This window comes from Paenibacillus sp. FSL P4-0127, from assembly GCF_038007325.1.
GTDB lineage: Bacteria > Bacillota > Bacilli > Paenibacillales > Paenibacillaceae > Fontibacillus > Fontibacillus macerans.
This window is the reverse complement of record NZ_JBBOWY010000001.1, coordinates 4,970,756-4,994,373: the sequence shown is the minus strand read 5'-3', so window position 1 is coordinate 4,994,373 and position 23,618 is coordinate 4,970,756. Positions and strand designations below refer to the sequence as shown.

Annotated in this window: 23 protein-coding genes; 20 read left to right on the top strand and 3 right to left on the bottom strand. The window is 52.7% G+C overall.

What is annotated here, in order from left to right:
* The first annotated feature begins 8 nt into the window (after nt 1-8).
* From NYE74_RS22505 to NYE74_RS22495, 3 genes are all read left to right on the top strand, one after another.
* Nucleotides 9-656: an RNA ligase family protein gene (locus NYE74_RS22505; RefSeq protein WP_036623823.1), complete on the top strand. Its 648-nt coding sequence runs from the start codon at nt 9-11 to the stop codon at nt 654-656.
* A gap of 362 nt (nt 657-1,018) precedes the next feature.
* Nucleotides 1,019-2,083 carry a suppressor of fused domain protein gene (locus NYE74_RS22500; protein ID WP_036623822.1) on the top strand — a complete coding sequence of 355 codons (1,065 nt, stop codon included), beginning with the start codon at nt 1,019-1,021 and terminating at the stop codon, nt 2,081-2,083.
* A 7-nt stretch (nt 2,084-2,090) separates the two neighbouring features.
* On the top strand, nt 2,091-2,564 hold the full coding sequence (locus tag NYE74_RS22495; protein WP_036623821.1) for a hypothetical protein: 474 nt from the start codon (nt 2,091-2,093) through the stop codon (nt 2,562-2,564).
* A gap of 51 nt (nt 2,565-2,615) precedes the next feature.
* Here the strand turns inward: NYE74_RS22495 and NYE74_RS22490 are convergent, their stop codons facing one another.
* Nucleotides 2,616-3,221, bottom strand: coding sequence for a pentapeptide repeat-containing protein (locus NYE74_RS22490; protein WP_036623820.1), 606 nt, complete (start codon nt 3,219-3,221; stop codon nt 2,616-2,618).
* A 28-nt stretch (nt 3,222-3,249) separates the two neighbouring features.
* Nucleotides 3,250-3,486, bottom strand: a complete 237-nt coding sequence (locus NYE74_RS22485; RefSeq protein ID WP_036623819.1) for an RNA chaperone Hfq — start codon at nt 3,484-3,486, stop codon at nt 3,250-3,252.
* A gap of 338 nt (nt 3,487-3,824) precedes the next feature.
* Between NYE74_RS22485 and glpX the strand changes: the two genes are divergently transcribed.
* The 6 genes from glpX (at nt 3,825) to NYE74_RS33380 (ending at nt 7,364) form a co-directional block, all read left to right on the top strand.
* Entirely contained in the window at nt 3,825-4,817 is a 993-nt protein-coding gene (gene glpX / locus NYE74_RS22480; RefSeq protein ID WP_341005177.1) for a class II fructose-bisphosphatase, read from the top strand.
* 84 nt (nt 4,818-4,901) lie between these two features.
* A complete protein-coding gene (locus NYE74_RS22475) occupies nt 4,902-5,069 on the top strand; it encodes a hypothetical protein (RefSeq protein WP_155620417.1) in 168 nt (55 codons plus the stop codon).
* A gap of 93 nt (nt 5,070-5,162) precedes the next feature.
* Nucleotides 5,163-5,720 carry a GNAT family N-acetyltransferase gene (locus NYE74_RS22470; protein ID WP_230877126.1) on the top strand — a complete coding sequence of 186 codons (558 nt, stop codon included), beginning with the start codon at nt 5,163-5,165 and terminating at the stop codon, nt 5,718-5,720.
* An 8-nt stretch (nt 5,721-5,728) separates the two neighbouring features.
* Entirely contained in the window at nt 5,729-6,196 is a 468-nt protein-coding gene (locus tag NYE74_RS22465) for a YdbC family protein (RefSeq protein ID WP_124332892.1), read from the top strand.
* A gap of 24 nt (nt 6,197-6,220) precedes the next feature.
* Nucleotides 6,221-6,742 carry a hypothetical protein gene (locus NYE74_RS22460; RefSeq protein WP_036623818.1) on the top strand — a complete coding sequence of 174 codons (522 nt, stop codon included), beginning with the start codon at nt 6,221-6,223 and terminating at the stop codon, nt 6,740-6,742.
* 442 nt (nt 6,743-7,184) lie between these two features.
* Nucleotides 7,185-7,364: a SecDF P1 head subdomain-containing protein gene (locus NYE74_RS33380; RefSeq protein ID WP_371860971.1), complete on the top strand. Its 180-nt coding sequence runs from the start codon at nt 7,185-7,187 to the stop codon at nt 7,362-7,364.
* A 5-nt stretch (nt 7,365-7,369) separates the two neighbouring features.
* Here NYE74_RS33380 and NYE74_RS22455 read toward each other — a convergent pair whose 3' ends face one another.
* Nucleotides 7,370-8,191, bottom strand: a complete 822-nt coding sequence (locus NYE74_RS22455; RefSeq protein WP_036623817.1) for a class I SAM-dependent methyltransferase — start codon at nt 8,189-8,191, stop codon at nt 7,370-7,372.
* Between the two features lie 185 nt (nt 8,192-8,376).
* Here NYE74_RS22455 and NYE74_RS22450 point away from each other — a divergent pair, with 185 nt between their 5' ends.
* The 11 genes from NYE74_RS22450 to NYE74_RS22400 all read left to right on the top strand — a co-directional run bounded on the left by NYE74_RS22450 (nt 8,377) and on the right by NYE74_RS22400 (nt 23,564).
* Nucleotides 8,377-9,954: a sensor domain-containing diguanylate cyclase gene (locus tag NYE74_RS22450; protein ID WP_036623816.1), complete on the top strand. Its 1,578-nt coding sequence runs from the start codon at nt 8,377-8,379 to the stop codon at nt 9,952-9,954.
* A gap of 98 nt (nt 9,955-10,052) precedes the next feature.
* Nucleotides 10,053-11,651, top strand: coding sequence for a DcuS/MalK family sensor histidine kinase (gene dcuS, locus NYE74_RS22445; protein WP_082207825.1), 1,599 nt, complete (start codon nt 10,053-10,055; stop codon nt 11,649-11,651).
* A complete protein-coding gene (locus tag NYE74_RS22440; RefSeq protein ID WP_036623815.1) occupies nt 11,648-12,358 on the top strand; it encodes a response regulator in 711 nt (236 codons plus the stop codon). The genes dcuS and NYE74_RS22440 overlap by 4 nt, the downstream gene beginning before the upstream one ends.
* Before the next feature lie 158 nt (nt 12,359-12,516).
* Complete coding sequence (locus tag NYE74_RS22435; protein ID WP_124332893.1) at nt 12,517-13,872, top strand: 2-hydroxycarboxylate transporter family protein; 1,356 nt, start codon at nt 12,517-12,519, stop codon at nt 13,870-13,872.
* A 336-nt stretch (nt 13,873-14,208) separates the two neighbouring features.
* Nucleotides 14,209-15,372 carry an NAD(P)-dependent malic enzyme gene (locus NYE74_RS22430; protein WP_227872901.1) on the top strand — a complete coding sequence of 388 codons (1,164 nt, stop codon included), beginning with the start codon at nt 14,209-14,211 and terminating at the stop codon, nt 15,370-15,372.
* 360 nt (nt 15,373-15,732) lie between these two features.
* Nucleotides 15,733-16,671 (top strand): toxin Cry1Ac domain D-VI-related protein, encoded by a 939-nt coding sequence (locus tag NYE74_RS22425; protein ID WP_036623812.1) that lies wholly within the window; start codon nt 15,733-15,735, stop codon nt 16,669-16,671.
* Between the two features lie 393 nt (nt 16,672-17,064).
* Nucleotides 17,065-17,610 carry a GrpB family protein gene (locus NYE74_RS22420; RefSeq protein ID WP_124332894.1) on the top strand — a complete coding sequence of 182 codons (546 nt, stop codon included), beginning with the start codon at nt 17,065-17,067 and terminating at the stop codon, nt 17,608-17,610.
* 24 nt (nt 17,611-17,634) lie between these two features.
* Nucleotides 17,635-18,525: a PhzF family phenazine biosynthesis protein gene (locus tag NYE74_RS22415; protein WP_124332895.1), complete on the top strand. Its 891-nt coding sequence runs from the start codon at nt 17,635-17,637 to the stop codon at nt 18,523-18,525.
* 687 nt (nt 18,526-19,212) lie between these two features.
* Complete coding sequence (locus tag NYE74_RS22410; protein ID WP_036623809.1) at nt 19,213-20,229, top strand: NAD-dependent epimerase/dehydratase family protein; 1,017 nt, start codon at nt 19,213-19,215, stop codon at nt 20,227-20,229.
* Nucleotides 20,229-21,422 (top strand): dihydrodipicolinate synthase family protein, encoded by a 1,194-nt coding sequence (locus NYE74_RS22405; RefSeq protein WP_227872894.1) that lies wholly within the window; start codon nt 20,229-20,231, stop codon nt 21,420-21,422. Before NYE74_RS22410 ends, NYE74_RS22405 begins: the two co-directional genes overlap by 1 nt.
* Before the next feature lie 54 nt (nt 21,423-21,476).
* Nucleotides 21,477-23,564: an alginate lyase family protein gene (locus tag NYE74_RS22400; protein ID WP_227877117.1), complete on the top strand. Its 2,088-nt coding sequence runs from the start codon at nt 21,477-21,479 to the stop codon at nt 23,562-23,564.
* Nucleotides 23,565-23,618: the final 54 nt, after the last annotated feature.

Here is a 23,618-nt window from a genome sequence, read left to right as displayed (position 1 = left end):
GGATTTCCATGAGAATGAAATATCCGAAAACGCTGCACCTGCCCTGGTCGAGAAGCTATACGGACGACGATAAAATATTGCGGAGCACCGCGCATTTTGCCGGCCGGGAAGTGGTTATCACCGAGAAAATGGACGGGGAAAATACGACGATGTATGCGGATTTTCTGCACGCCCGATCGCTGGACAGCAAAGACCATCCCTCCCGGCATTACGTCAAAACGCTGCATGGGGGAATCCGTTATCTGATCCCGGACGGTTACCGGCTGTGCGGGGAAAACGTGTACGCCAAACATTCGCTGGCGTATTCATCCTTGCCCGGCTACTTCATGCTCTTTTCGGTGTGGAACGAGCGCAACATTTGCCTGTCCTGGGATGAAACCGAAGCTTGGGCGGCCAAGCTGGGCATTCCTCATGTTCCTGTCCTGTACCGCGGACCCTGGAGCGAGGAGGCGGCCAAAGCGTGCTACACGAAGCGGTCGCGCTGCGGCGGCGAGCAGGAAGGATATGTCGTGCGTCTGACTTCGGCATTCGCCTATGAGGACTTCAAACGTTCCGCCGCTAAGTTCGTGCGCCAAAACCATGTGCAAACCGATGAGCACTGGCTGAGCAAGCCGGTCGAGCCGAACGGATTGGCCCCGGACGGTCAAGCGGGCTGAAGGGGCGAACAATAGCAACAAGGGATAGAAAGAAGCATAGGCCGAAATAGTGAGGAGGGTTTATCATGTAATCCTAAAACATGGTTTTTCACAAGCTTAAGCCGTTGGAACTGCCTGATACGAATTTTACATAGGGAACACGAACTAAACGGGGATAGGCCAAAGGGAGCTATTCTTGTTCCGTACGATTGCTTTCATTGATTATACATAGCGTATAGCTTTATACTGATACATCAGCGGGCTATGGAAATCCCTTCCTTCTTTAGGGTTCGTCTGCGGAAAACGGGGAATCCTGCCTCTTGATTTTGGCTTTATACATAATGACGTTCAAGGAATCGAGTTTATTTTTGGAGGAATCGAACATGAGCGAAGAAGAAGTGGTTACGACCGGCTGGGACGCTATAGAGGCGCAAATGCAGCAGATTTACGGGGATCAGGAGCCGAAGCATTACGGCACGCTGATTAAATATGTGCTGGGAGGTCCGGACCCGCTGGACGGGATCAGCGCCTATAAGGCGGAAAAGCCGGTTCCGCATTGGCATTTTGTCACTTTCGGTTTCTCCGAGCTGTACGGGAAGGAGTCCGAGGATGCCGAGTACAGTGGATACGGCTTCGAGCTGACCTTCCGCTTGACGCGCGGGGAGGATGAGGAGGAGCCGCCGGCCTGGGCGCTGAATCTGCTGCAAAATATGGGGCGGTACGTGTTCAGAAGCGGAAATGTGTTCCGCGCAGGCGATTATTTGGATGCCAACGGTCCGATCTGTGCCGGCGACGATACGAAGCTGACCGCGCTGGCTTTTACCTGGGACCCGGAGCTTCCGGAGATCGATACGCCGAACGGGAAGGTCGAGTTTCTGCAAATGATCGGCATTACGGGCGATGAGCTGGAGGCAATGCAGGCGTGGAATACGCGGGGGATGCTGAAGGCGTGCGAGGGGCATCTGCCCGGTCTCGTCACGGATTTATCGCGCGATTCCGTGCTGGAGGTTCCGGCGATTGCTGAAGCGGTGCAAAACGGAATGGAGCGGGACGGCTCGAGCACCGGCTTTTTGTTTGTCGATCAGCTCGCCTGGGAACCGGGGAAAAACCGCTTGTTCGGCAAAACGCCGGCTGCGCTTACGCTTGGAGCGAAGCAGGCCGGGGTTGTCGGGAAGCTGATCCGGGGCCGGATCCTCAAGGGCAAGGATCTTACTCTGGTGGGCCAGGGAATCCAGGTCGTCCTGAAACCGGGGGATCAGGCCGGATTCGAAGCCGGGGAAGATGAGGTTGTGCTGCGGCTGGACGAGGCGTCCGTCGCCGAACTCGCCGGGCAAATGCAGCCGAAGGCAGCGACGGTTAAGCTTTCTTCGTTAAAAGGAATGGTTATTCAAGTCGTAAAAACGCATATCAAGGATCAGGAAGGGAACGTTGTCTTGACGATCGGATAGAGAGCGCTTGATTAGGGAAGCGGCTGCCGGCGCTGCAATTCATAAAATGGTTCATGCCGGAAGGGCGCGGAGCTTCACCGCGGAGATCGTCCATTTGCTGCCCCGTGAAACGAATCCGGAGGCGTTCCGCTTTATGGCGTACATGTTGGACGATGCCGGCGTGGAAATGCTGCCGCTGCTGCCTTTTTTCACGCATTCCCATCAAGACTTTCGCGTTCAGGCCGTTTATCAGGCCGGGAGGTCCAGCCCCAAAATGAAGGCCGCCCATATAGCGGATTTTGCGAAGGCGCTGGATGACCCGGAAATCCGGGTGCAACACACCGCGTTGCAAGCGCTCGGCGGGGGAAACGATCCCCGCTTGCTGGAGGTCTATGAACGGTTGCTGCGGCAGCATAAGAACGATGGGGATTACTATATCCGGTCCAACGTCCGTAGGCGGCTGGCATTCCCGAAGCGTATAGAAAATCGAGCGCACCGTTAATCTTGTACCCCCAGCGGCCTTGCCGCCCGGGGGAATTTTAGCTGCCCCAGTTTAACCTATCTTGGCTCCGTAACAAAGCGAAAACAAAACGGACTGTTCCCTGTCCATTTTTAACCCGGTAACATCAAAGGTCTTGAAATCCACGCCTTCCATGTTGGCTCCCCGGATGTCGGCACCCTGCAGTTTTGCTTTGGCAAGCACGGCCATGGTCAGATCGCAATCTCTTAAATCGGCTTTCTCCAGGTTGGCTCCGGACAAGTCCGCTTCGTAAAATTTAACCCCACGCAAGTCCTGTTTTACCAGACGGGCATGCCGTAAATTTGTATAGGACCAATCACCTTGCAGAATCGTAATCCCATCCATATGGCAGCCGGAAAAATCCGAACCGGTCATTTTGCATGTGTCGAATTTGGCAACAAACAGATCGGCGCCGTGAAAGTTGCAGTTCACAAAAGCGGATTCTTTATGAATGGAGCCGTTTAAAGACGCCCCGCGAAAATTGCACTCCACGAAACGGCAGTTGCCCGACACAATCTCGTCCAGTGATCCGTTAGAAAATGAGCAGCGGTTAAATGTGCAGCCGATGAGTTCGCCGTATTTTAAATCTTGCGTGCCAAAGTTTACTCCTTCATAAGTTTGATTGCTGTACTGAAACATTGAACGCCTCCTGTGTTTCGTTAGAGAGTTAACTGGTAGTTTTATTTGTAGGTTCGGCAATGATCGTGGATAATGCGTGTTTGTAAATCATGCTCTGTTTACCGGAGAGCGTGCGAAACAAGATGACATATTTATCGAATAATTCAACCGTTCCCTTGAGGGGGACGCCATTTTTGGTGATGACCGTACATTCCCGCCGATCTTTCCACAGGAAGTATAATTGTTGATCCTGAGCGAACTCCTTGTCCCCGCGATTTTCAAGCATCTCTGATCCCTCTCCTTTCTTAAAAATAGACGACTTCTTCCGCGGAATCTCACTTTAAATATAGCACACGGCTGTCAAGCCCCGTACGGCCTTTATGAAAAGTCAAGGGCAATATTTTTCGGCCTATTGACAATTCGCGAGTAATTATATAACGATTCGGCCGCGGCCTTTTTTTGTCGAATTTTTAACTGCGGCAATTAGCCCGGATCTTTGGGTCTATAAATCTCATCTATATCCACAGTAAAATATATTAATTTCTTAAATGACTTGATTCGTATTATAGTGGAACTACAAAAAATTACCTAAACCTTGATGGATAAAGAAAGGTGGAAACTAGTTTGAACCGTGAATTAGAGTTGGCGGTCGTTCGCGTTACGGAAATGGCCGCGCTGCAATCGGCGCCATGGATTGGCAGAGGAGATAAGACCAGCGCTGACGATGCGGCAACCTCGGCGATGAGAAGCACGCTCGACTCCTTATCCATTAAGGGAACCGTCGTCATTGGCGAAGGCGAAATGGATGAGGCTCCGATGCTGTACATCAGAGAGAAGGTGGGGAACTGGCATGGCGTGGAGGTTGACGTAGCGGTGGATCCGCTGGAAGGCACTTCGCTGGTGGCAAACGGCCTCAGCAACGCTTTGTCGGTCATCGCGATCGCCCCGAAAGGCAATTTGCTGCACGCGCCCGACATGTATATGGAAAAATTGGCAGTAGGGCCTGCATTGGCAGGGAAGCTTAGTTTGCTTGATCCTGTGGAAGTTACGTTAGCTAAAGCCGCCGAAACGCTGGGGAAGAAAATATCCGATTTAAGCGTAATGGTGCTTGACCGCGTGAGACATCAAACGTTGATTGACACGCTGCGCGAGTGCGGTGTGCGGATTAATCTTTTGCCCGATGGCGATGTCGCCGGGGCGATGGCTCCCGCTTTTCCGGAAACGGGCATCGATCTTTATCTTGGCTCGGGCGGCGCGCCGGAAGGCGTGTTGGCCGCTGCTGCGCTGAAAGCTTTGGGCGGCGAATTCCAGGGCCGGTTAATGCCGGACGGCCAGGTACAATACGAGCGCTGCATCGCGATGGGACTTGCCGACCCCAATCAGGTATTATTGATGAAAGATCTGGTGGGGAACGACGATGTCATTTTTGCCGCAACCGGCATAACTAATGGAGATTTTTTGGGCGGGGTAAGGGACCTGACGAACCAGCGCGCCGAAACGCATTCCATGGTGCTGCGGGCCAAAACCGGGACGATGCGGTTTATCCGAACCGTTCATCATCCTGCGGAGCAGGCCGGACGCGATGGGGATTTATTCGATAGAGCCATGGTGATCTGACGAATCCCCCCTTTATGCATAAACGGGAATGGAAAGTGCATCCTAAAGTGCGAAGAGATCGCAACCTAGGAGGTGTTTTTTCGAATGGATCATAAGCCCAACCAGCAAGCCAAAGCAGAAGACCAAACGGCGGAAATCAACAAAACCCGGGAATCCGGGGACAGCGATACGGAATTTGCCGAAGATTTCAGCGCCCACGATTACCGCTCCGCTTTTAAAAATCCGAAAACGGGCGAGGAACGGCTGTACTAGCGGATTGGGGGATGGATGATAGGATTGGGTCAGGAGGATTTTAGCCTCCTGGCTTTTTTGTTTATTTTCTCATCGGTCTTGTGATGTATAATCATGGAAGAAGCCTTGAACAAGAAAGGACGGTTTATGATGAACAATCTCGCGTTAATTGAACCGGCCAAAGCATATCAAAGCCAATACATCGAAATGATCGAGGAATGGAAGGAAACCGGAGAGAAGCTGGTTCCTTTTGTGCTGAGATTCGATTACGAAGATTTTGGTTCATTTCTGGAGCGATTAATCATTTTAAGGGACGGCCCGGTAGAAGATGGAAAGACGGTAAACAGTTCAACGTTTTGGCTTGTTGAGGATCATGAGAGAGTGGTCGGCGCGGCAAATATCAGACACAGACTAAACGATTCCCTGCTTAACATCGGCGGGCACATCGGATATGGAATAAGACCCTCGGCCAGAAAAAAGGGTTACGCCACGGAGATTCTGAAACAGGCATTAATCCATGCCAAATCAATGGGAATATCGCGCGCTTTGGTAACTTGCGACAAGGATAATATCGGATCGGCAAAAGCGATTCAAAAAAACAACGGCATTTTGGCTTCCGAGGCGGTCGTCGGCGGAGTTGAGATACAACGTTATTGGATCTCTTTAACTTGAGGTGTTTTATGTTAATAAAATGGGTTACCTGTACGGTAGCTAGTGCAAAAAAAGAAGCTTTTTCGCAAGCCCAGTCCCGCTGGAGCTTGCTTTCGCAAGTGCCGGGGTTCATCGCTCAAATCGGCGGATGGAAACGCAAGGGGGATGTACTGGAAGCCCATATTTTCGGATTTTGGGAGACTGCGGAATTATACCGCGAATTCATGGATATTTTCCATGATGAGATCTTCCCAAAAACCGGGCAACCTGGGACGTATGAAAGCATCAGCGTTCGTAATGGCGAATTTGCGGGAAATATAAGCACAGTCGATGTTTATCGTCTTGACCGGGTCGTTATTTCCCAAAATGCATATCAAGCGTATTTAATGCAAATGATTCGGCAGGGAAGCGAAGCCGCCGCGGGAGTCTTTAACATGGGCGGGATGGAGGAGCCTGCATTGGCTGTTGAATTGGAACCTGTCTCAAGCGTTAGTTAGATGAATTAATAGGGAGGGCACTTGATGAGACCCCATGAGCTGTTTCCGATTATCGAAAGGTTGGAAAAATGCAACATTACATATTCATTGGGCGGCAGCGCGGTATTGTACGATTTGAAATTGGTTGATGCCGTAAATGATTGGGATATTACCGTGGATTGCGCAAAAGAAACGCTAATCGAAGCCATCCAAGACTATGACTGGGCGGAACAAAAAAGCGGAGACCATCCATTTGCCAGCCAGTACCGGATCAAAATAGATTCGCTCAATATTGAATTCATAGGTTATTTCGCCTTACATACGGATCATGGAGTGCTGCGGCTGCCGGTGAGTCATGTGGGGACGTGGGACGGCATTCCCGTCTCGAGCCCTGAAATCTGGTACGTGGCGTATTATTTGATGAACCGAAAAACAAAAGCAAATCTGCTGCTAAATTACCTGAAAGAAAACAGGAGCACAGTGAATGCTGCCTTAATACGTCAGCTGATTAATACCAAGATGTTAAATGATGAATTGGAACAAGAATTGGGCTCTCTATGTAATTAACTACAAGATAGGGATTAAGCTAGAAAGCGGTGCTTTACGGCCGGCTACTGGAACGACCAATAGCAGCTTCAAAAATAGCGGAACTTTATGTCCTTATTATCGGGATATGGGCATGTTCATCCTCATTAACGCCATTTTTTGTACTTATTTTCTTATGAATGGTCCGGATCACGGGCATTTCGATACGATTTGAGAAAATAGCGACATAAATTTCCACTATTTTTTTCGAATGGGTGGATATCGGCGGAATAACGCCATTTTTTGCTCTTATGTTTCGCCTAAAAGATACTCCGAGAGGATTTCAATCCTCACGCTGCACGCGGAACTCACGAATCGAAGGGTCATTGGCAATTTTGTGATCGATCATGAGTTCGGTTTCGGTATCTAACGGCCCCACAGGCAAGGAATATTTTATAAGCGGGCGGTTTAAGAACCCAAAAAGCTGGAAGAGATCACGCAAAAACTGCTAGGCGAAGAATTGTCCATCTACTGCGATGAAGAATTAATTACCTCCCCGACTATACAGCAAGTACTGACATCGGGAGACTTCAGCATAGGCGGGGAATATTCCCTGAAGGAAGCAAAAAGTTTGGTGGATACGATCAAATTAAGTATGGAGTAAACAGTTCAACAAAAAGCCACGCCCAACAAATGCGGGCTTATGCCGTGCAACGACTCCTGCTGCTCGACCTTGCGGACGATTTCCAGCAATTTGGCTTTGGCTTCGGGATCGTCCCATTTTTTTTCAAATGAGGGCACGATCCAGGCGGGGCCCTCCACGCTGTAAATCTCAATATTCATAAGGCCGGCATCCGTTAATTCCTGCCTTAGCTCGCCAGGGATATGGAAAAAGGATCTGGAAATAAAATAAGGGTATTTTTCCGGCCGGACATGTTGTCCGTGATCCAATTCCCTGCCGATCATCTCAAAAAAGTCCTGCTCCAGGATAAAATCATTTTTTTGGCCGAAGACGGATAGTCCCCATAAGGTGGAAGAAAATCTGGTGATGACGCTGGCGATAAGGATGCCGCCCGGTTTTAAGAGCCTTTTGGCCTCGGCGAGCGCCGCCAGACGATCATCCCCGCCGGTTAAGTGATACAAGGGCCCCATCAGCAGCACCATGTCGGCGCTTTTGGATTCCCTGTTGATGTTTCTTGCATCAGCCACTTCGAGTTGATATATCTCCGGATTGTTTTCTTGAGCGTATTTGATTTCTTGCGGGGCAAGGTCAAATAAATGAACCTCATGACCCAAGCCGGACAACCAGGACGAATACAAGCCGATCCCGCCTCCGATATCATATATCACGCTTTTTTGCGCAGGCAAATATCTGGAGATTAGTTCCCGGGTCCGCTCCCATTCAAGCTTGCCGATTCCCCTTTGCAATCTGCCAATCTCGGCGCCCTCGTTATAGTAACTCAAAATCTCCTTCTTCTCATCCTCTTCCATAATTCCACCTCGCTTCTTTTAATGGGATATTTTACACGTTGTTTATTGAGAATGAAAGGAAAAAATGCACCAAGAGGTTTTGCCGCATTGCTTCATGGTGTATGGACTCGGGCGCGTTTCTGAAGTACTATGATAACAGTTTGGCAGCAGGTTAAATTATCAACGAGGAGTAGGAATCCGGCTTCATGCATATCCCTAAACAACCGATAAAAATCAGTCTTTCCGTAGTCTTGTCCGCCATGGTTTGTTTCTCCATTCTGATCACCATGTCCATCATGACATACACCCAATATAATAACGAAAAACATTCTCTCTTCCAAAACACGATGTCGCACAATTTATCATCGGCGCAAAAGATGGCGGTTACTACCGAGGCGCTGTTTTTTTCGATGCGAAAAACCCTTCATTCCGTAACCAATCTTTCGCAAATCCGCACCATGGATATATCCAACAAAGAGGAGTTACAGCACATTTTCGATCTTGTCCGGCAAAGCAGCCCGTATTTCAATTCCGTATTTTGGACCGCTGAAACCGGGCAATTTCGAGCTGTTTCCCCTTATGGCAGCAATATGAACAATGCACGGGTAACGACGAAATGGGCTTTGGAAGCTTTAAACGGCAGAAAATCCTACATCTCCGAGCCGTATGTGAGTCCTACGGGACGATTGATCGTTTTTATAAGCGAGCCGGTTTTTGATGAACTGGGCGGTTATCGCGGCATGATCGGGGGGACGATTTACCTGGAGAAGGATAATATCCTGCATAGTATTTTTGGCTCCAATGCGGGCAATGAAACGGACTCCTATTCCTATATCGTTGATTCCGCGGGCAAGCTGCTTTACCATCCGGATCAGAGCCGGGTGGGGGAAAAGGTGCCTGACACGATTGTGCGGCAATTTCGGGCAGGCAATAGCGGTGAACTGCATTTGAGAAATACGCGCGGCGATGATTATTTGGCGGGTTACGCGAGAGTCGGCACCAACGGCTGGGTCATTGTCATGCAGACTTCCGAGCGATCGATTATGGCCGATGTCAACGACAACCTGCTTCACCTGATCCGGGGCATGCTCGTTCCGGTCGCGGTCATGTTGATTCTTGCCGGATTTATTGCCGCTAAAATCGCCGCGCCTTTTGCCCGATTGTATAAAATTACGAAAGTCATTGCCGCCGGTCAAGATGTGTCTTTGCAGGAATTCAAACCCCATTGGAACCGGGAAGCCGATCAATTGAACCGGATGATGAAAGCGGCCGCCGAAACGCTGGCGAAACAAACTTCTTCGTTGCAGCAGGAAGCGATCACCGATCCGTTAACCGGGCTGTTCAACCGCAGAGAAATGGAACGCAGCCTGGATTTATGGGACAAAAAGGGGGATCGGTATGCCGTATTGCTGCTGGATATCGACCACTTCAAGGCGGTAAACGATACTTATGGCCACCAAACCGGCGATGAAGTTTTAAAAACGGTCGCCAACGTCATCGCGAAGTCCAGTCCTCCAGAAGCGGTATGTTCCCGTTATGGCGGGGAGGAGTTTGTCATCCTCCTTCGTGAACGGAATATGGACGAGGTGTACGGGATCGCCGAACGAATACGACAAACGATAAGCGCGGCCCCAACCCCCTTTGCCGGGAAGATTACCGTCTCCATCGGCATCTCGTTATCCCCGGAGCATGGCGTAAGCCGCGACGAGGTGCTGCAGGCCGCGGACATGGCTTTGTACCGTGCCAAACGCGAAGGGCGTGACCGGACGATCGCCGCGGAATGATGGCGCCTTACGCCGGATAGCCGGATTCACATAACCTTCACTGACTTTTGGCGAAATAACGGAGTATAATCAAAGAAAACTTCGAAGGATGGCGAAATATGAAATTCTTCGGCCGAACGCTGCGTTTGCAAACGACGATCACCTTAATGGTCTGTTCCGTGCTGGCATTGGTCCTGCTGGCCGTATATTTGCTGTTTAATATGAAAATCTCCGGGCTGACCCGGCAAGATTTGGAGCATAAAGCGATTACGATCGCCCGCACGGTTTCCAGGGATCCAACCGTTCTGAGCGCGCTGAACGGCCAGGCGGACGCCGGACTTGTCCAGGAGTTTACCGAAGAAATCCGTACGCTGAACGGGGTGCAGTTCATCGTCGTTATGGATGGGCAAGGCATCCGGCTGTCCCACCCCGATCCGGCGAAGATCGGGCGGCACTTTATCGGCGGCGATGAAGCCGCAGCGCTAAATGGGAAGGAATCCGTATCCATCGCCAAGGGAACCTTAGGGAAATCCGTGAGAGCGTTTTCTCCGGTGATCGTCGGCGGCAAGCCGGTTGGCGCGGTTGCGGTCGGGCTGGCGCTGAACGATGTTAATTCGGCCGTGCGGCAGAACCGCTGGATTATTTATTTGGGGATGGCTGCCGGCGGCGTGCTCGGCGTGTCCGGGGCGGTGCTGCTGGCCCGCCGGCTCAAGCGGATGATGTTCGGCATGGAACCGGACGAAATCGCCAAGCTGCTGGAGGAGCGCAGCGCGATGCTGCAATCCGCCAAAGAAGGCATTATCGCCGTGGATGCGTTGGGGGTCATCACCTTGATCAACGCCGAAGCGAGCAGACTGATCGGCATCACGGAAGCCGGCGGCCGCTCGCAGGAGCTTTGCCCGCTGCTGCGTATGGACAAGGTGCTGGAGACCGGGGAGCCGCTGAACGACATGGAGATGGAGCAGGACGGAATGACGTTGCTGGCCAATGTTGTGCCCGTCAAGGTGAACGGGCGAACCCAGGGCGCGATTGCCACGTTTCGGGACAAGACCGAAATCGACGTCCTGATGGAGCGGTTGTCGGGCGTTTCGCTGTATGTCGAAGCCCTGCGGGCTCAGACCCATGAATTTATGAACAAGCTGCATGTGATGGCCGGTTTGAACCATATGCGGCGCTACGATCGCCTGGAGGAATACCTGAGCGGGACCATCCGGCATTTTCAGTCGGAGGCCGGGATGCTTGTGAAGCAGGTGAAGGACCCGGTGATGGCCGGCTTTCTTTTGGGCAAGCTGAGCCGGGCCCGGGAAGCCGGCGTGAAGATGCGTATCCTCGAAGAGGACGTGCTGCCGGAATGCGCCAATGCGGAAACGGCCCATGAGCTGGTCACCATTGTGGGCAATCTGCTGGAAAATGCGCTGGAGGCCGAGCCGGGCGAAGAAAACAAAGATATTTCCGTCGGCTTCTCCCATGAAAACTCACAGTTGACCGTGACGGTTAGCGACAACGGCGCGGGCATCCCGGGAGAGATGATCAAACGGATCTACGAGCAGGGCTTTTCGACCAAAGGCAAGGGCAGAGGCATCGGCTTGTACCTGGTGATGCGCGGCGTCAACAAACTGGGCGGGCGCCTTTGGTGCCAAAGTGCGCAAGGTTCGGGAACGAAATTTATCGTACGCATACCGTATGAAGCAAAAGCATGGGGGACTCATGACTCATGATTAATGTACTCATCGTTGAAGACGATCCGATGGTCGCTGAAATGAATAAATTTTATTTGGAGCAGATTGAGGACTTCCGGGCCGAGGGTTGGGCCGAATCCGCCGAGCAGGCGCTCGGCCTGCTGGATTCCGCGCATTACGACCTGCTGCTGCTGGACATTTACATGAAGGGAAGCAGCGGGCTGGAGCTGCTGAGCGAAATCCGCCGCAAAGCGCTGCCTACGGATGTGATCGTCATCTCGGCCGCCAGAGACAAGAGCAGCATCCGGCAGGCGCTGAACAATGGGGCGGTTGATTATTTGATCAAGCCTTTTGAGTTCAACCGCTTTCGCCTGGCCATGGACGCGTATCGCAAGCGGGCCGCGCTTTTCAAGAGAACGGGCAGCATCGTCCAGTCGGAGCTTGACTCGATCACGCATGCCGCCGCGGACGAAGGCCAAAGCCAGCCGCTGCCCAAAGGCTTCACCCGCCAGACGCTCCAAGCCGTATGGAACGCGATCGAAGCGGCTTCCGCCAATGGCTTCACAAGCGTGGATATCTCCGCGGCGACCGGGATTTCCCGGGTTTCCGCCGGCAAATATTTGACCGAGCTGGAGGCCAGGGGCATCCTCGAAATGGAGCTGATCTACGGGACCGTAGGCAGGCCGGTGCAGAAGTACAAAATAACGCCGCACGGAAAGATCCAAATCACGAAATATTTGCAATAAAGCAAGCCCTCCTTGCGCGAGCAAGGGGGGTTGTCTGTTTTGTGACAGCGCTTACTTTAAAAACTTTAAAAATTCGATCAATATCTACATAAAAACAAAAGCGCTTACAAAAAAGCTATGATGAGGCTGAATTTAATCAAAGGAGGCCTATTTCCCCTATGGAAAAAACTGTACAGACGCAGGCCATTTCGCGTGAACCGAAGTCACAGCCCGCCGACAAGGCGGAAGGTTTGCTGTCCAAAGTGCTCAGCGTAAAGATCGGTGTGATTCCTTTGCCGGTTTACATCGTGCTGGCCCTCGTTATAGTCGCTGCCGCCGCCGTCGGCCAGCTGCCGAACGACATGATTGGCGGCTTGGCCGTAATCATGATTATGGGCGTGCTGCTGAGCCATCTCGGGTTTAAGCTCCCGCTGCTCAAGAACATCGGCGGTCCGGCGATTTTGTCCTTGATGATTCCGTCGTTCCTCGTGTTTTGGAACGTGCTGAATCCTCCGGTCGTTGACGCCGTGCACACGCTGATGAAGACGTCCAACTTTCTTTATTTGTACATCGCCTGCCTGGTGGCGGGAAGCATCACCGGGATGAACCGCCAGACGCTGATCAGCGGGTTTATCCGGATTTTCATTCCGATGATCGCGGGTACGGCGGCCGCCGTCGCGGTCGGGCTGGTCGTGGGCATGCTGTTCGGCTATACCGCCCACCATACGCTTTTTTACATTATCGTTCCGATCATTGGCGGCGGCGTAGGCGAGGGCATCCTGCCTTTATCGATCGCCTTCTCGCAGATTCTCGGCGGTGAATCGGGGCAATACGTGGCGCAGATGATTCCGGCCGCGGTTATCGGCAACGTCTTCGCGATTATCGGGGCCGGCATTTTGAAGAAAATGGCCGACAAAAACCCGTCGATTACCGGCAATGGCGTTCTTGTCCGGGAGAAGGGCGGCAAGCAGCTTGGCGGAAGCCATTACGATGCGGAAAAAATCGATTTCCCGCTGATGGGCGGCGGCCTGCTCTTTGCCTGCAGCCTGTTCATCTCCGGAAGTTTGCTGTCGCCCTACGTCGGCATACCCGGCCCGATCCTGATGATCTTTGGCGCGGCGCTGCTGAAAATTTTCAAGCTGCTTCCGTACAAAATCGAACAAGGCGCGTACCACCTTTACAAGTTCGTGTCCGGCACCCTGACCTGGCCGCTGATGGTTGGCCTCGGCATTCTGTATATCCCGTTGGAAGACGTGGCCGCGCTCATTTCCATACCTTACGTGCTCGTCTGTGCGTCGGTAATCGCCGCGATGATTGTGACGGGCTATATAGTCGGAAAATGGATCCGGATGTACCCTATAGAAGCCGCCATCGTGACAGGCTGCCGCGGCGGGCTCGGGGGAACGGGCGATGTGGCCATTCTTTCCGCATCGGGCCGGATGGAACTGATGCCTTTTGCGCAAATCTCCACCCGGATCGGCGGGGCGCTGACCGTTGTCGCGGCTACGCTGCTGATCTCCGTCTGGGGAGGCTGAACTTAAGGATTTATTGATTGGATAGGAACATTGTCATAAAAAATACAACATTCGATATGGAGGCGACCCGCGATGAATCAAACGCTGGATCATTCTTATTTGTTTTCGCTGCGCGTGCAGTACAAAAGCGGCAGCGACTATATGGCAAACTTGGTGAACATTGTGGAGACGTATCAAGGAACCGTGCTTCAAGTCGAGCTTCAGGATCCGAACGAACAGGGGATGGCGGAGGCCGAAGTGAAGATCTCGGTGCAATATCAGGAGGATAGAGAGTTTATCGAAACCGCGGCACAAAAGCTCGGCAGCGGCGATATCGTGGAGCGGCTGCTGGAAATTATGCAATTGCATGAGGGCGGAAAGCTGGAAACGACGCTTAAGCATCCGATTCTGAGCAAGGAGGATCTCTCCAAGGTATACACGCCGGGGGTCGCCAAGGTTTGCCAGGCCATCGCCGAGGACCAGGAAAAGGCCTACCAGCTTACGACCAAAAAGAACACCGTCGCCGTCATTTCGGACGGAACGGCCGTGCTTGGCTTGGGGGATATCGGACCGAAGGCGGCGATGCCGGTCATGGAGGGCAAGGCCGCGCTGTTCAAGCAGTTTGCCGGGGTGGACGCCGTTCCGATCTGCCTGGATACGAAGAATACGGAGGAGATTATAGCGATCGTCAAAGCTCTGGCTCCAACCTTCGGCGGCATTAACCTGGAGGATATCGCTTCGCCCCGCTGCTTTGTCATCGAGGAGCGGCTCAGAGCGGAGCTGGACATCCCCGTATTCCATGACGATCAGCACGGAACGGCCATCGTGGTGCTTGCGGGATTGCTGAACGCGCTGAAGGTATGCGAAAAAAATATCCGCGAGGTCAAAATCGTCATCAACGGCGTTGGAGCAGCGGGCATTTCCATCTCCAAAATGCTGCTGCAGGCGGGCGCGGTTAATTTGATCGGCGTCGACCGCAAAGGGGCCATCAACCGCAGCGCGGCGTACGAGAACCAGCACTGGAGCGAATTTGCCGAATATACGAATCCGCACAATGAACAGGGACCATTGTCGGAAGTGATCAAGGGAGCGGATGTGTTTATCGGGGTCTCGGCTCCAAACGTGCTGAAAGTCGACGATCTGCGGAACATGGCCAAAGATCCGATCGTGTTCGCCATGGCCAACCCGACGCCGGAAATCGATCCATTGCTTGCCGCGCCTTATGTCAAGGTGATGGCGACCGGCCGCTCCGACTATCCGAACCAGATCAACAACGTGCTCTGCTTCCCGGGGATTTTCCGCGGGGCGCTTGATTGCGAGGCGACGGACATCAACGACGCGATGAAGCTGGCGGCGGCGGAAGCGATCTCCTCCGTGATTGATCCGTCTGAGCTAAGCGAAACTTATATCATCCCGGATGCGTTTGATTCCCGTGTGGTCGAACGAATCCGGCTGGCGGTGGCCAAAGCTGCCGTAGACAGCGGCGTAGCGCGTAAAAATTCGCTTGTCGATATAAAGTGACGGCGGGCTAAAATCCGGACTATATTCGGAAATGGCAAGTGATGTCGGCTAAAAATAAAAAAATAAGCGAGGCTGTCGCCCCATGGTTGTTCAAGGTATAATCATGGCAGAAGCCTTAAGGCCGCAACCGACCCAACCTGGGATATGAGTATCTAAGGATGGGTCGTTTTCGTTTATCGTATTTTACTGATGAAACTTTGAAGTCGTCTCTTGCAGCTCTAGAAAATATTTGGTAATGTTAATTTATTACTTTTTACCTATAAATCCTTGGGAGTCCGAGAGTCTTAAGTCATTGAGATAGGACTGCCAGGCTTGTAGTGACGCCTCGCGCTAGTTACATCATTATAAGGAGAATGGAACATGAAGAAAGCGCCAATCATTGCTATTGCATTTGCTTTAATAGTAGTGTGTGTGGCCGGTTTTATGGTTTGGAAAATTAACGATGATAAAGTGAAAAAAGAGATGGCTATCCTAGCAGATATTTCTAGTATTCAAGAACAGGTAAACACCCTTTATCAAGACGAACAAAAAAAGAATCTGGCTGATCCGATTGACAAAGATATGATCCAAAGAGTACATAAATTATTTGCAGCCTATGATAATAAAGAGCTCTCTCCCGAAGCTTCCGCACTATTAGCCAAAGCCTCTTCGGACATAAGCGATGTAGATAAGATGTATGCTTTAAAGCAGAGCATAGATAATCTGTTCGACGAGAATGGAGCCATCGTGGAGTCACCTGACATAGAGTCCGGCAAAAGCCAGCTGGAGGCATTGAAGTCGGCTAAGCCGGCCTTTGTAGATGAATTAACGATTAAAATAAATGAGGCTGAAAGTCAATTCAAACAAATCTCGGCAGCAACCAAGAAGGTGGATTCATTATTTACATCATCAGAAAAAACGGCTGTCAAAAAATCCATCAAACAAACCGAAATTAACGAGGCAAAAGCAAGTGTAAAAAAGATTAAACAACATAAAGCAAAAACAGATTTATTGTCGTATGTACAAGTTGCTGACGTATATCTGGATGCCAAGATAAAAGCAGAAGCAAAGGCAAAGGCCGAAGCGGAAGCTAAAGAAAGAGCTGCAGCCCAAAAAAATTCTTCTTCTAAAAAATCTAATGACACTTTAGATCTTAAAGGATGGGTACCCTATAGTCCAGGGGATGCAGCCACCTTGCTGAAATATCTAGCATCGGGTGATGTTGTTGAATACAACGGCCAATATTGGGCTTCTCCAGAACTGGTAAATATGATGGCGAACGAAGAGGTTGTATATATTCATGATATAGCAAATGATTAAAACAAGCCTATCAGCAAACATGCTGTAGCAATAGTGTAACGAAAAGACGGCAAACCTTGCATTCAAGACATTTCTTGAGCTAGGGCTTGCCGCTTTCTTTCGTTATGCAGACCAATTTGCTCTCTTACGCTCTCATAGCCTTAGAGAAATATTTTTTTCGTGATACCATAGACTAAGATTACTATAAAACCTGGAATTATTCTGAGCAATAGAAGCCTGGCCGCATCTGATGGTCAAATTTGGGGTGAAATCGTTGGCGAAATATGCTGGAACCGGATGTAAGGGGACTTCCGCCCCTCTAGTAATATGGGTTTGAGTGGAATTCGGAATTGTATATGAGAAGGGCGGCACAAGGTAGATTAAAGGAGTTGTAAAAAAAAGGAGCTGTTAAACATGGAGGACCAATGGAAAATAGCCAAGTATGATCCGGTATGGAAAGATTTATTTTGGCAGCTTGGCGCCAGGTTGAGAAATACGCTTCAAGAAACGGCGTTACGCATCGATCATGTTGGTTCGACGTCGATTGCAGGAATGGACGCCAAGCCGATTATAGATATCCAGGTATCCGTTGCCGTTTTGGAGGATGAACTCAGCTATCGAGATAAAATCGAATCATTGGGATTTCAATGGAGAAGCGATAACCCGGACAAGTCCAAACGCTATTTTCGCGAAGTGCCCGGGAGCAGAAGAACTCATATTCATGTAAGGCGCGCCGGGAGTTTTGCGGAACAAATGACGTTGCTTTTTAGAGATTATTTAAGAGAGCATCCAGAGGATGGCCGGAAATACGCCGATGAAAAGCATCGGCTGATGAAATGGTTCGCGCATGACCGTTCCAAGTATGTGGAAGGCAAGGGCCCCATCGTATGGGAGATTTTGCACCGGGCCCATCTCTGGGCGCAAGAAACCGGATGGCAGCCGGGTGAATCCGATGCGTAAACCGGAATGTTCGGAGGAGAAAACGTGAAGAAAGTAAAAGTTCTGCATTATGATGCCTTTTCATCCGTAGTCAATCAAGGAAATCCGGCTGGGGTGGTGCTGGACTTCCAAGGCTTGAACGAAGACGACATGCTCCGCATTGCGGGGAAAGTCGGGTTCAATGAAACCGTATTTGTCCTGAAGTCGGACAAAGCGGATTTAAGGCTAAAGTATTTTACGCCCGGACACGAAATGAATTTATGCGGTCATGCGACGGTCGGCGCGTTATATTGCCTTAGAACCCGGGGGTTGCTGGAGGACAAAAACAACTTCCATATCGAAACCAATGTCGGCGTGCTGCCCGTTTCTTTTGAAAACAAGGATGAACAGATTTTGATTACAATGCAGCAAGACGCTCCCCGCTTTATTCCGTTTGAAGGGGATGTACGGAAGTTGGCCGAATCCATCGGCTTGACTAAGGAAGAGCTCGATCTTTCCAAACCGATCGTGTACGGCAGCACAGGGACATGGACGTTGTTGATTCCTATCAAGGAGTTAAGCAAGTTTAAAACCATGCAGCCCCGTAACGAGGATTTTCCTCAGATTTTGGCCGAAAATCCGCGGTCATCCGTACATCCGATTTGTTTTCAAACGTACGACGGGGAGGCCATGATGCATGCGCGGCATTTTTCTTCGCCTTTTTCCGGTACGGTGGAGGATCCGGTCACCGGCACGGCTTCCGGCGTGATGGGGGCGTATTACCTGAAGTATATCAACGAGCGGCTGCCTTTGCTGGAATTTGCGGTTGAACAAGGCCAGGAAATAGGCAGGGACGGCAGAGTTTGGGTGAGAGCGGTGCGCAATGGCGGCAGTATGGACGTTTTTATATCGGGAACGGGAGTGTTTGTAAAAGAAATGGAAGTCGATCTGGAATAAAGGAGCCGGAAACGCTAAAGTTTTAACGGACCCAGATGATTTTATTGCCCACTGGCGTTGCATAAACTCAAGCTCGCGCACAAGACAACTTGTAGCCTTGATACATTTCAGTTTTCCCGCAAAGGCTTATAAAAATAGGTTTGCAGGAAATCTAACGGTTGTAGCAGCGGCTATTTTCCGAAAAAGGCCCTTTTCAAAACTCTAACGGTTATGAGCTCCGTTATTTGCCTGATTCTAAGCAAAAATAGCCGGATTTCAGTGAAATAAGCGCTATGGCGACCGTTAGAATTTGAAATCAACGTTTATGCAACACTAGTGCTTATTCCCTATAATTCTTCCCAATAGACTTATCCGGAGCCATATAAGGTCTTCCGGGTCCGTTACAGCGGGAAATACCCGGGAAACGAGCAAATAAGGTCTTTCCTGTCCGTTAGGGTTTAGCACTGTTTCCGCACTGGTTTTGCACTAGGGAAGTCCGCCTCGAAATATGGAGCCGCCAGGCGGCCGACAGCCACCCACACCTGCCCCGGACCACCAACACGCGCATAAGGAGAAGTTCGCAAGGCCTCACACAGCACAGGCAATTTAGGACGATATATGGTCGTTGTCTCGTATTCCCGCCGCTTCTAACATAAAGGTAACGCAGCAGGATTTGAAAAAAACAGTTGCGCGGAAGAGGTGGGAGCTGTGAAAACGGTAAATGAGCTGGAGCAGCGTCTAAGCGAGCCGTCCGACCGGCTTGTTCGGGACCTGGCCAAACTGGACGGCGATTTTCTGATCCTGGGCGTCGGCGGCAAAATGGGACCGAGCCTGGCGAAGCTGCTCCGGCGGGGGCTGGCGGCGGCCGGTAAAACGGCCAAAATCACGGGGGTGTCCCGGTTTTCGACCGGCTGCATGAGAAGTGAACTGGAAGCGGCCGGGATCGCTACGCTGGCGGCCGATCTGCTTGATGAGCAAGCGCTGGCCGGTTTGCCGGAAGCGCAAAACGTCATTTACATGGCCGGCAATAAATTCGGGACGACCGGCCGCGAATATTTCACCTGGGCGATGAATGCGTATTTGCCGGGGCGGGTGGCCGAAAAGTACAAAACCTCGCGGATCGTGGCTTTTTCGTCCGGGAACATTTATCCGCTGACCGACATTAAGCTTGGCGGGGCATCGGAGGAGACCGCGCCGTCGCCTGTCGGCGAGTATGCGCAGTCCTGCCTGGGGCGGGAGCGGGTATTCGAATATTTTTCCCGGAAAAACGGGACTCCGCTATTAAACTTCCGTTTAAATTATGCAATCGATATGCGGTACGGCGTGCTGCTCGAGGTTGCCAAGGCGGTCAAGGAAGGCAGGCCCATCGACCTGAACATGGGAATGGTCAACGTGATCTGGCAGGGGGATGCCAACGAAATGGCCATCCGTTCACTGCTGCTTTGCGTATCGCCTCCGGTCACGCTGAACGTAACCGGCCCGGAATCGGTATCGGTGCGCTGGTTGGCCGAGCGGTTTGGCGATGCCTTTGGCGTGAAGCCGGTTTTCACCGGCGAAGAGCAGCCGACCGCGCTGCTTAGCAACGCCTCGGCCGCCCATGCCCAATTGGGTTATCCGCGGGTATCGCTCCGGCAGATGATCGAATGGACGGCGGGATGGGTGGAAGCCGGAGGAGAGACGCTTAGCAAGCCAACGCATTTTCAGGAACGGGCAGGTGCGTTTTGATGGAGGAAAGTAAACAAAGCATGCTGCCCGCGCACCCCAATCACCCCAATCAATCCAATCAACTCACTCAACTCAATCAATCCAGCCAATCTGTCTTAATCGGATATAACGGGCCACAAAACCTCCCGTCGCTCAAACCCGAAATTCACCAGCTGCTGCATCGCGGGACCGTGATTCCGGCCCACCCGCTGGCGCTCGATGCCGGCCGCCGGCTCGATGAACGGAGACAACGGGCGTTAACGCGGTATTATATAGCGTCCGGGAGCGGCGGAATCGCCGTAGGCGTGCATACGACGCAGTTCGAAATCCGGGAACCGGGGATCGATCTGTATGAGCCGGTGCTGCGGCTTGCCGCCGAAGAAGTGGAGCGGGCGCGGCTGGGCCGCCCGTTCATTAAAGTGGCGGGGATCTGCGGGCCGACCGGGCAAGCGGTGCGCGAAGCGGAAACGGCCGCCGGGCTGGGCTACGACTTGGGTCTGGTCAGTAACGGCGGGCTCATAGACTTGAGCGAAGCGGAGCTGATCCGCCGCTGCGAAAAGGTATCGTCGGTCATTCCGGTGTTTGGCTTTTATTTGCAGCCGGCGGTCGGCGGCAAGCGGCTCAGCTATGCGTTTTGGCGGGAGCTGGCGGAGCTTCCCGGAGTGAAGGCGATCAAGATCGCGCCGTTCAACCGGTACCAGACGCTGGATGTCGTTCGCGCGGTATGCGAGTCGAGCCGCGGAGACGACATTGCGCTATACACGGGCAACGACGACAACATTGTGGCCGATCTGCTGACGGCGTACCGGTTCCGGAGCGCGGACGGACAATGGACGGAGAAAAAAATCGCCGGCGGCCTTCTGGGGCACTGGGCGGTGTGGACGTCGAAGGCGGTGGAGCTATTGGAGGAAATCATCGCGCTGCGCGAGCGGGGGGAAGTCCCTTCCGCCGAATGGCTGAGCCGGGGAGTCGGGATCACCGACGCGAATGCGGCTTTTTTTGACGCGGCGAACGGGTTCCAGGGCTGCATTCCCGGCATTCACGAAGTGCTGCGGCGGCAAGGGCTGCTGGCGGGCAACTGGTGCCTCAATCCGGACGAACAATTGTCGCCGGGACAAATTGAAGAGATTGAACGCGTCTATCGCGCATATCCTGATCTTAACGACGATGAGTTTGTCCTGCGGCATTTGGCCGAATGGCTGAATGAAGCGTAGGCTGCCGTTTTCGGGCAAAAAGCCTAACTACGAAAAAGGAGGCGGATGAAGCCGGTGTTGCCAAACGATACCGCGGCGGGAAAGAAAGCTCTGGAGGCGAGGCGTTTTTACTGGAAAGAGGAGGATCGCGGGTTTATTGCGGACGCTTGCCGCAAGCATTGGCCGGAGGAAGTGCGGGAGGTGATTCACCGTGCCGAACTGGCCTGCCGGAACACGTTTATTTTCACCCATCGCTGGGATATGGAGCGCTGCGAGGAGGAGGTCGTGTTTCCGGGACGGATCGACTGGAATTACCGCCACCGTGGCGACCTGGAGTGGCTGGTGATGCTGAACCGGGCGAGATATATGGGCGAGCTGGGGCAAGCCTATTGGCTCACCGGGGAAGAGCGGTTTGCGGAAGGCTATATTCGCTTGCTGAAGGATTGGATGACGCAAAACCCGCTGACTGAGGAAGAAGTGCGGGCCAGCGCTAACCGGGCCTATAACGTAAAAGACACCTGGCGCAAGCTGGACAGCGGCATCCGGATCACGCACTGGTTGAAGGGGTACTATTGCGTCCGCGTCTCCGGGCTTTGGGGGAAAGAGGAGGAGGCGTTGTTCAAGGAAGCGGTCCGCCGGCACGGCATGTACCTGAGTCTCGCCTATACGCCGCATGATAGACAGAGCAATTGGGGGTTTTTGGAGACGAACGGTTTGTTTCAGCTGGCGTTGCTGTTCCCCGAGGTTGAAGGTGCGGACGAGCGGCTGAGGACGGCGATCCGGCGGCTTGAAGAGATGTGCCCGCTGCAGGTGTTCGAAGACGGGCTGCATAACGAGCAGTGCAGCATGTACCACCACGAGGTGCTGCACTGTCTGTTCGAGTCGGTGTGGCTCGGGGAGTTGAACGGTGTGCCGCTGCCGCCCGTCCTGAAGGACACCTTGAACCGGATGTACACCGCTTCGCTGGCGCTCGTGCAGCCGAACGGGCGTCAGCCGGCCTTAAGCGACAGCGACGCGACGGACATCCGCGATGTGCTGGCGCGAGGCGCGGTTTTGTTTGGGCGCGGTGATTTGAAGTCGCAAGGGTACGAAACTCTCGATTATGAAGGAATTTGGTTTTTCGGCCCCAAAGGCTTCGCCGGTTACGAGCGGCTTCCGGCCCGGGATCCGGAATTTGTCTCAATAGGGCTGGAGCAAAGCGGCTATGTCTTTATGCGCAGCGACTGGCGCCGCTCGGCCCGCTATTTGACGTTCGACGCCGGGCATATGGACGTGATCCGGGCGCACGGACACGACGACCTGCTGCATATCAATTTGTTCGCCTACGGCCGGGAGTTCCTGACCGATCCCGGGCGCTGCACGTACATGGAAAATGCGTACCGCCAATATTTTAAGGAGTCGCTTCAGCACAATACGTTGTCCGTCGACGGCAGGACCGTTTCAACCTACGTGGACTCCTGGAAATGGCGGGACCCGGCCCGCCCGCTTGATGCCTGGCGGCGGCTCACGCCGGAATACAATTATGCGCAGGCAGGGCATGACGGGTACTGGCGTTTGCCGCATCCGGTGCAGGTGCTGCGGCAAATTTTGTTCGTCAAACCGGATTACTGGATCGTGGTCGATACTTGCCGGGCGCATGGCGAGACGGTGCATGACTATAGGCTCCCGTTTCATTTTGCCGAGGGGCTGGAGGTGAGCTTTGAGGAGGACGGCCTTGCCAAAGCCTGCTCCCCGAACGGAAGCGGACCTTTGCTGCGCTTGATCCCGCTGGGACAAGTGAAGATGGAGGCGGAGCCGTGCTGGATTTCCCGGAATTACAACGAGAAAACCTTCTCGAGCAGACTTGTTTTCCGGCAAAAGGGGAGCGGCTTCACCAAATTCGTGACGGTGCTGTATCCGGCCAGGACTGCTGAAGAAGCCGCGCCCTCGGTGCGGGAGCTGGAAGTGCTGGACAGCTACGGCAGCAAAGTTGCGCCGCATCTGGCTACGGCCTTATCGGTGGCGCGCGAAGGCGAAGACGGCGGGGAAGATGCGGTTTTGTTCTCCCATCAGGGGCCGCGCGGCTACCGGTTTGCCGGTGTCCATCTGAGCGGCGACGTGCTGCTGGTGCGAAAATCCGCCGCGCTCGGCGACTCCGTGCGGACCTACACCGTGAAGGTTTGAAAATTTTTTAGGTCGTTTTAAGGACGTTCACCTTTAGTAAGAATGCAAGTACTT

Bases quoted from the DNA above. Each gene is read 5' to 3' on its own strand.
- NYE74_RS22455 (WP_036623817.1), bottom strand. From the start codon at position 8,191: ATGGAAGAGGATGAGAAGAAGGAGATTTTGAGTTACTATAACGAGGGC.
- NYE74_RS22420 (WP_124332894.1), top strand. From the start codon at position 17,065: ATGGAGGACCAATGGAAAATAGCCAAGTATGATCCGGTATGGAAAGAT.
- NYE74_RS22500 (WP_036623822.1), top strand. From the start codon at position 1,019: ATGAGCGAAGAAGAAGTGGTTACGACCGGCTGGGACGCTATAGAGGCG.
- NYE74_RS22465 (WP_124332892.1), top strand. From the start codon at position 5,729: ATGTTAATAAAATGGGTTACCTGTACGGTAGCTAGTGCAAAAAAAGAA.
- NYE74_RS22435 (WP_124332893.1), top strand. From the start codon at position 12,517: ATGGAAAAAACTGTACAGACGCAGGCCATTTCGCGTGAACCGAAGTCA.
- NYE74_RS22470 (WP_230877126.1), top strand. From the start codon at position 5,163: ATGGAAGAAGCCTTGAACAAGAAAGGACGGTTTATGATGAACAATCTC.
- NYE74_RS22425 (WP_036623812.1), top strand. From the start codon at position 15,733: ATGAAGAAAGCGCCAATCATTGCTATTGCATTTGCTTTAATAGTAGTG.
- NYE74_RS22440 (WP_036623815.1), top strand. From the start codon at position 11,648: ATGATTAATGTACTCATCGTTGAAGACGATCCGATGGTCGCTGAAATG.
- NYE74_RS22450 (WP_036623816.1), top strand. From the start codon at position 8,377: ATGCATATCCCTAAACAACCGATAAAAATCAGTCTTTCCGTAGTCTTG.
- NYE74_RS22490 (WP_036623820.1), bottom strand. From the start codon at position 3,221: ATGTTTCAGTACAGCAATCAAACTTATGAAGGAGTAAACTTTGGCACG.
- NYE74_RS22430 (WP_227872901.1), top strand. From the start codon at position 14,209: ATGCAATTGCATGAGGGCGGAAAGCTGGAAACGACGCTTAAGCATCCG.
- NYE74_RS22475 (WP_155620417.1), top strand. From the start codon at position 4,902: ATGGATCATAAGCCCAACCAGCAAGCCAAAGCAGAAGACCAAACGGCG.
- NYE74_RS22505 (WP_036623823.1), top strand. From the start codon at position 9: ATGAGAATGAAATATCCGAAAACGCTGCACCTGCCCTGGTCGAGAAGC.
- NYE74_RS22460 (WP_036623818.1), top strand. From the start codon at position 6,221: ATGAGACCCCATGAGCTGTTTCCGATTATCGAAAGGTTGGAAAAATGC.
- dcuS (WP_082207825.1), top strand. From the start codon at position 10,053: ATGAAATTCTTCGGCCGAACGCTGCGTTTGCAAACGACGATCACCTTA.
- NYE74_RS22405 (WP_227872894.1), top strand. From the start codon at position 20,229: ATGGAGGAAAGTAAACAAAGCATGCTGCCCGCGCACCCCAATCACCCC.
- NYE74_RS22485 (WP_036623819.1), bottom strand. From the start codon at position 3,486: ATGCTTGAAAATCGCGGGGACAAGGAGTTCGCTCAGGATCAACAATTA.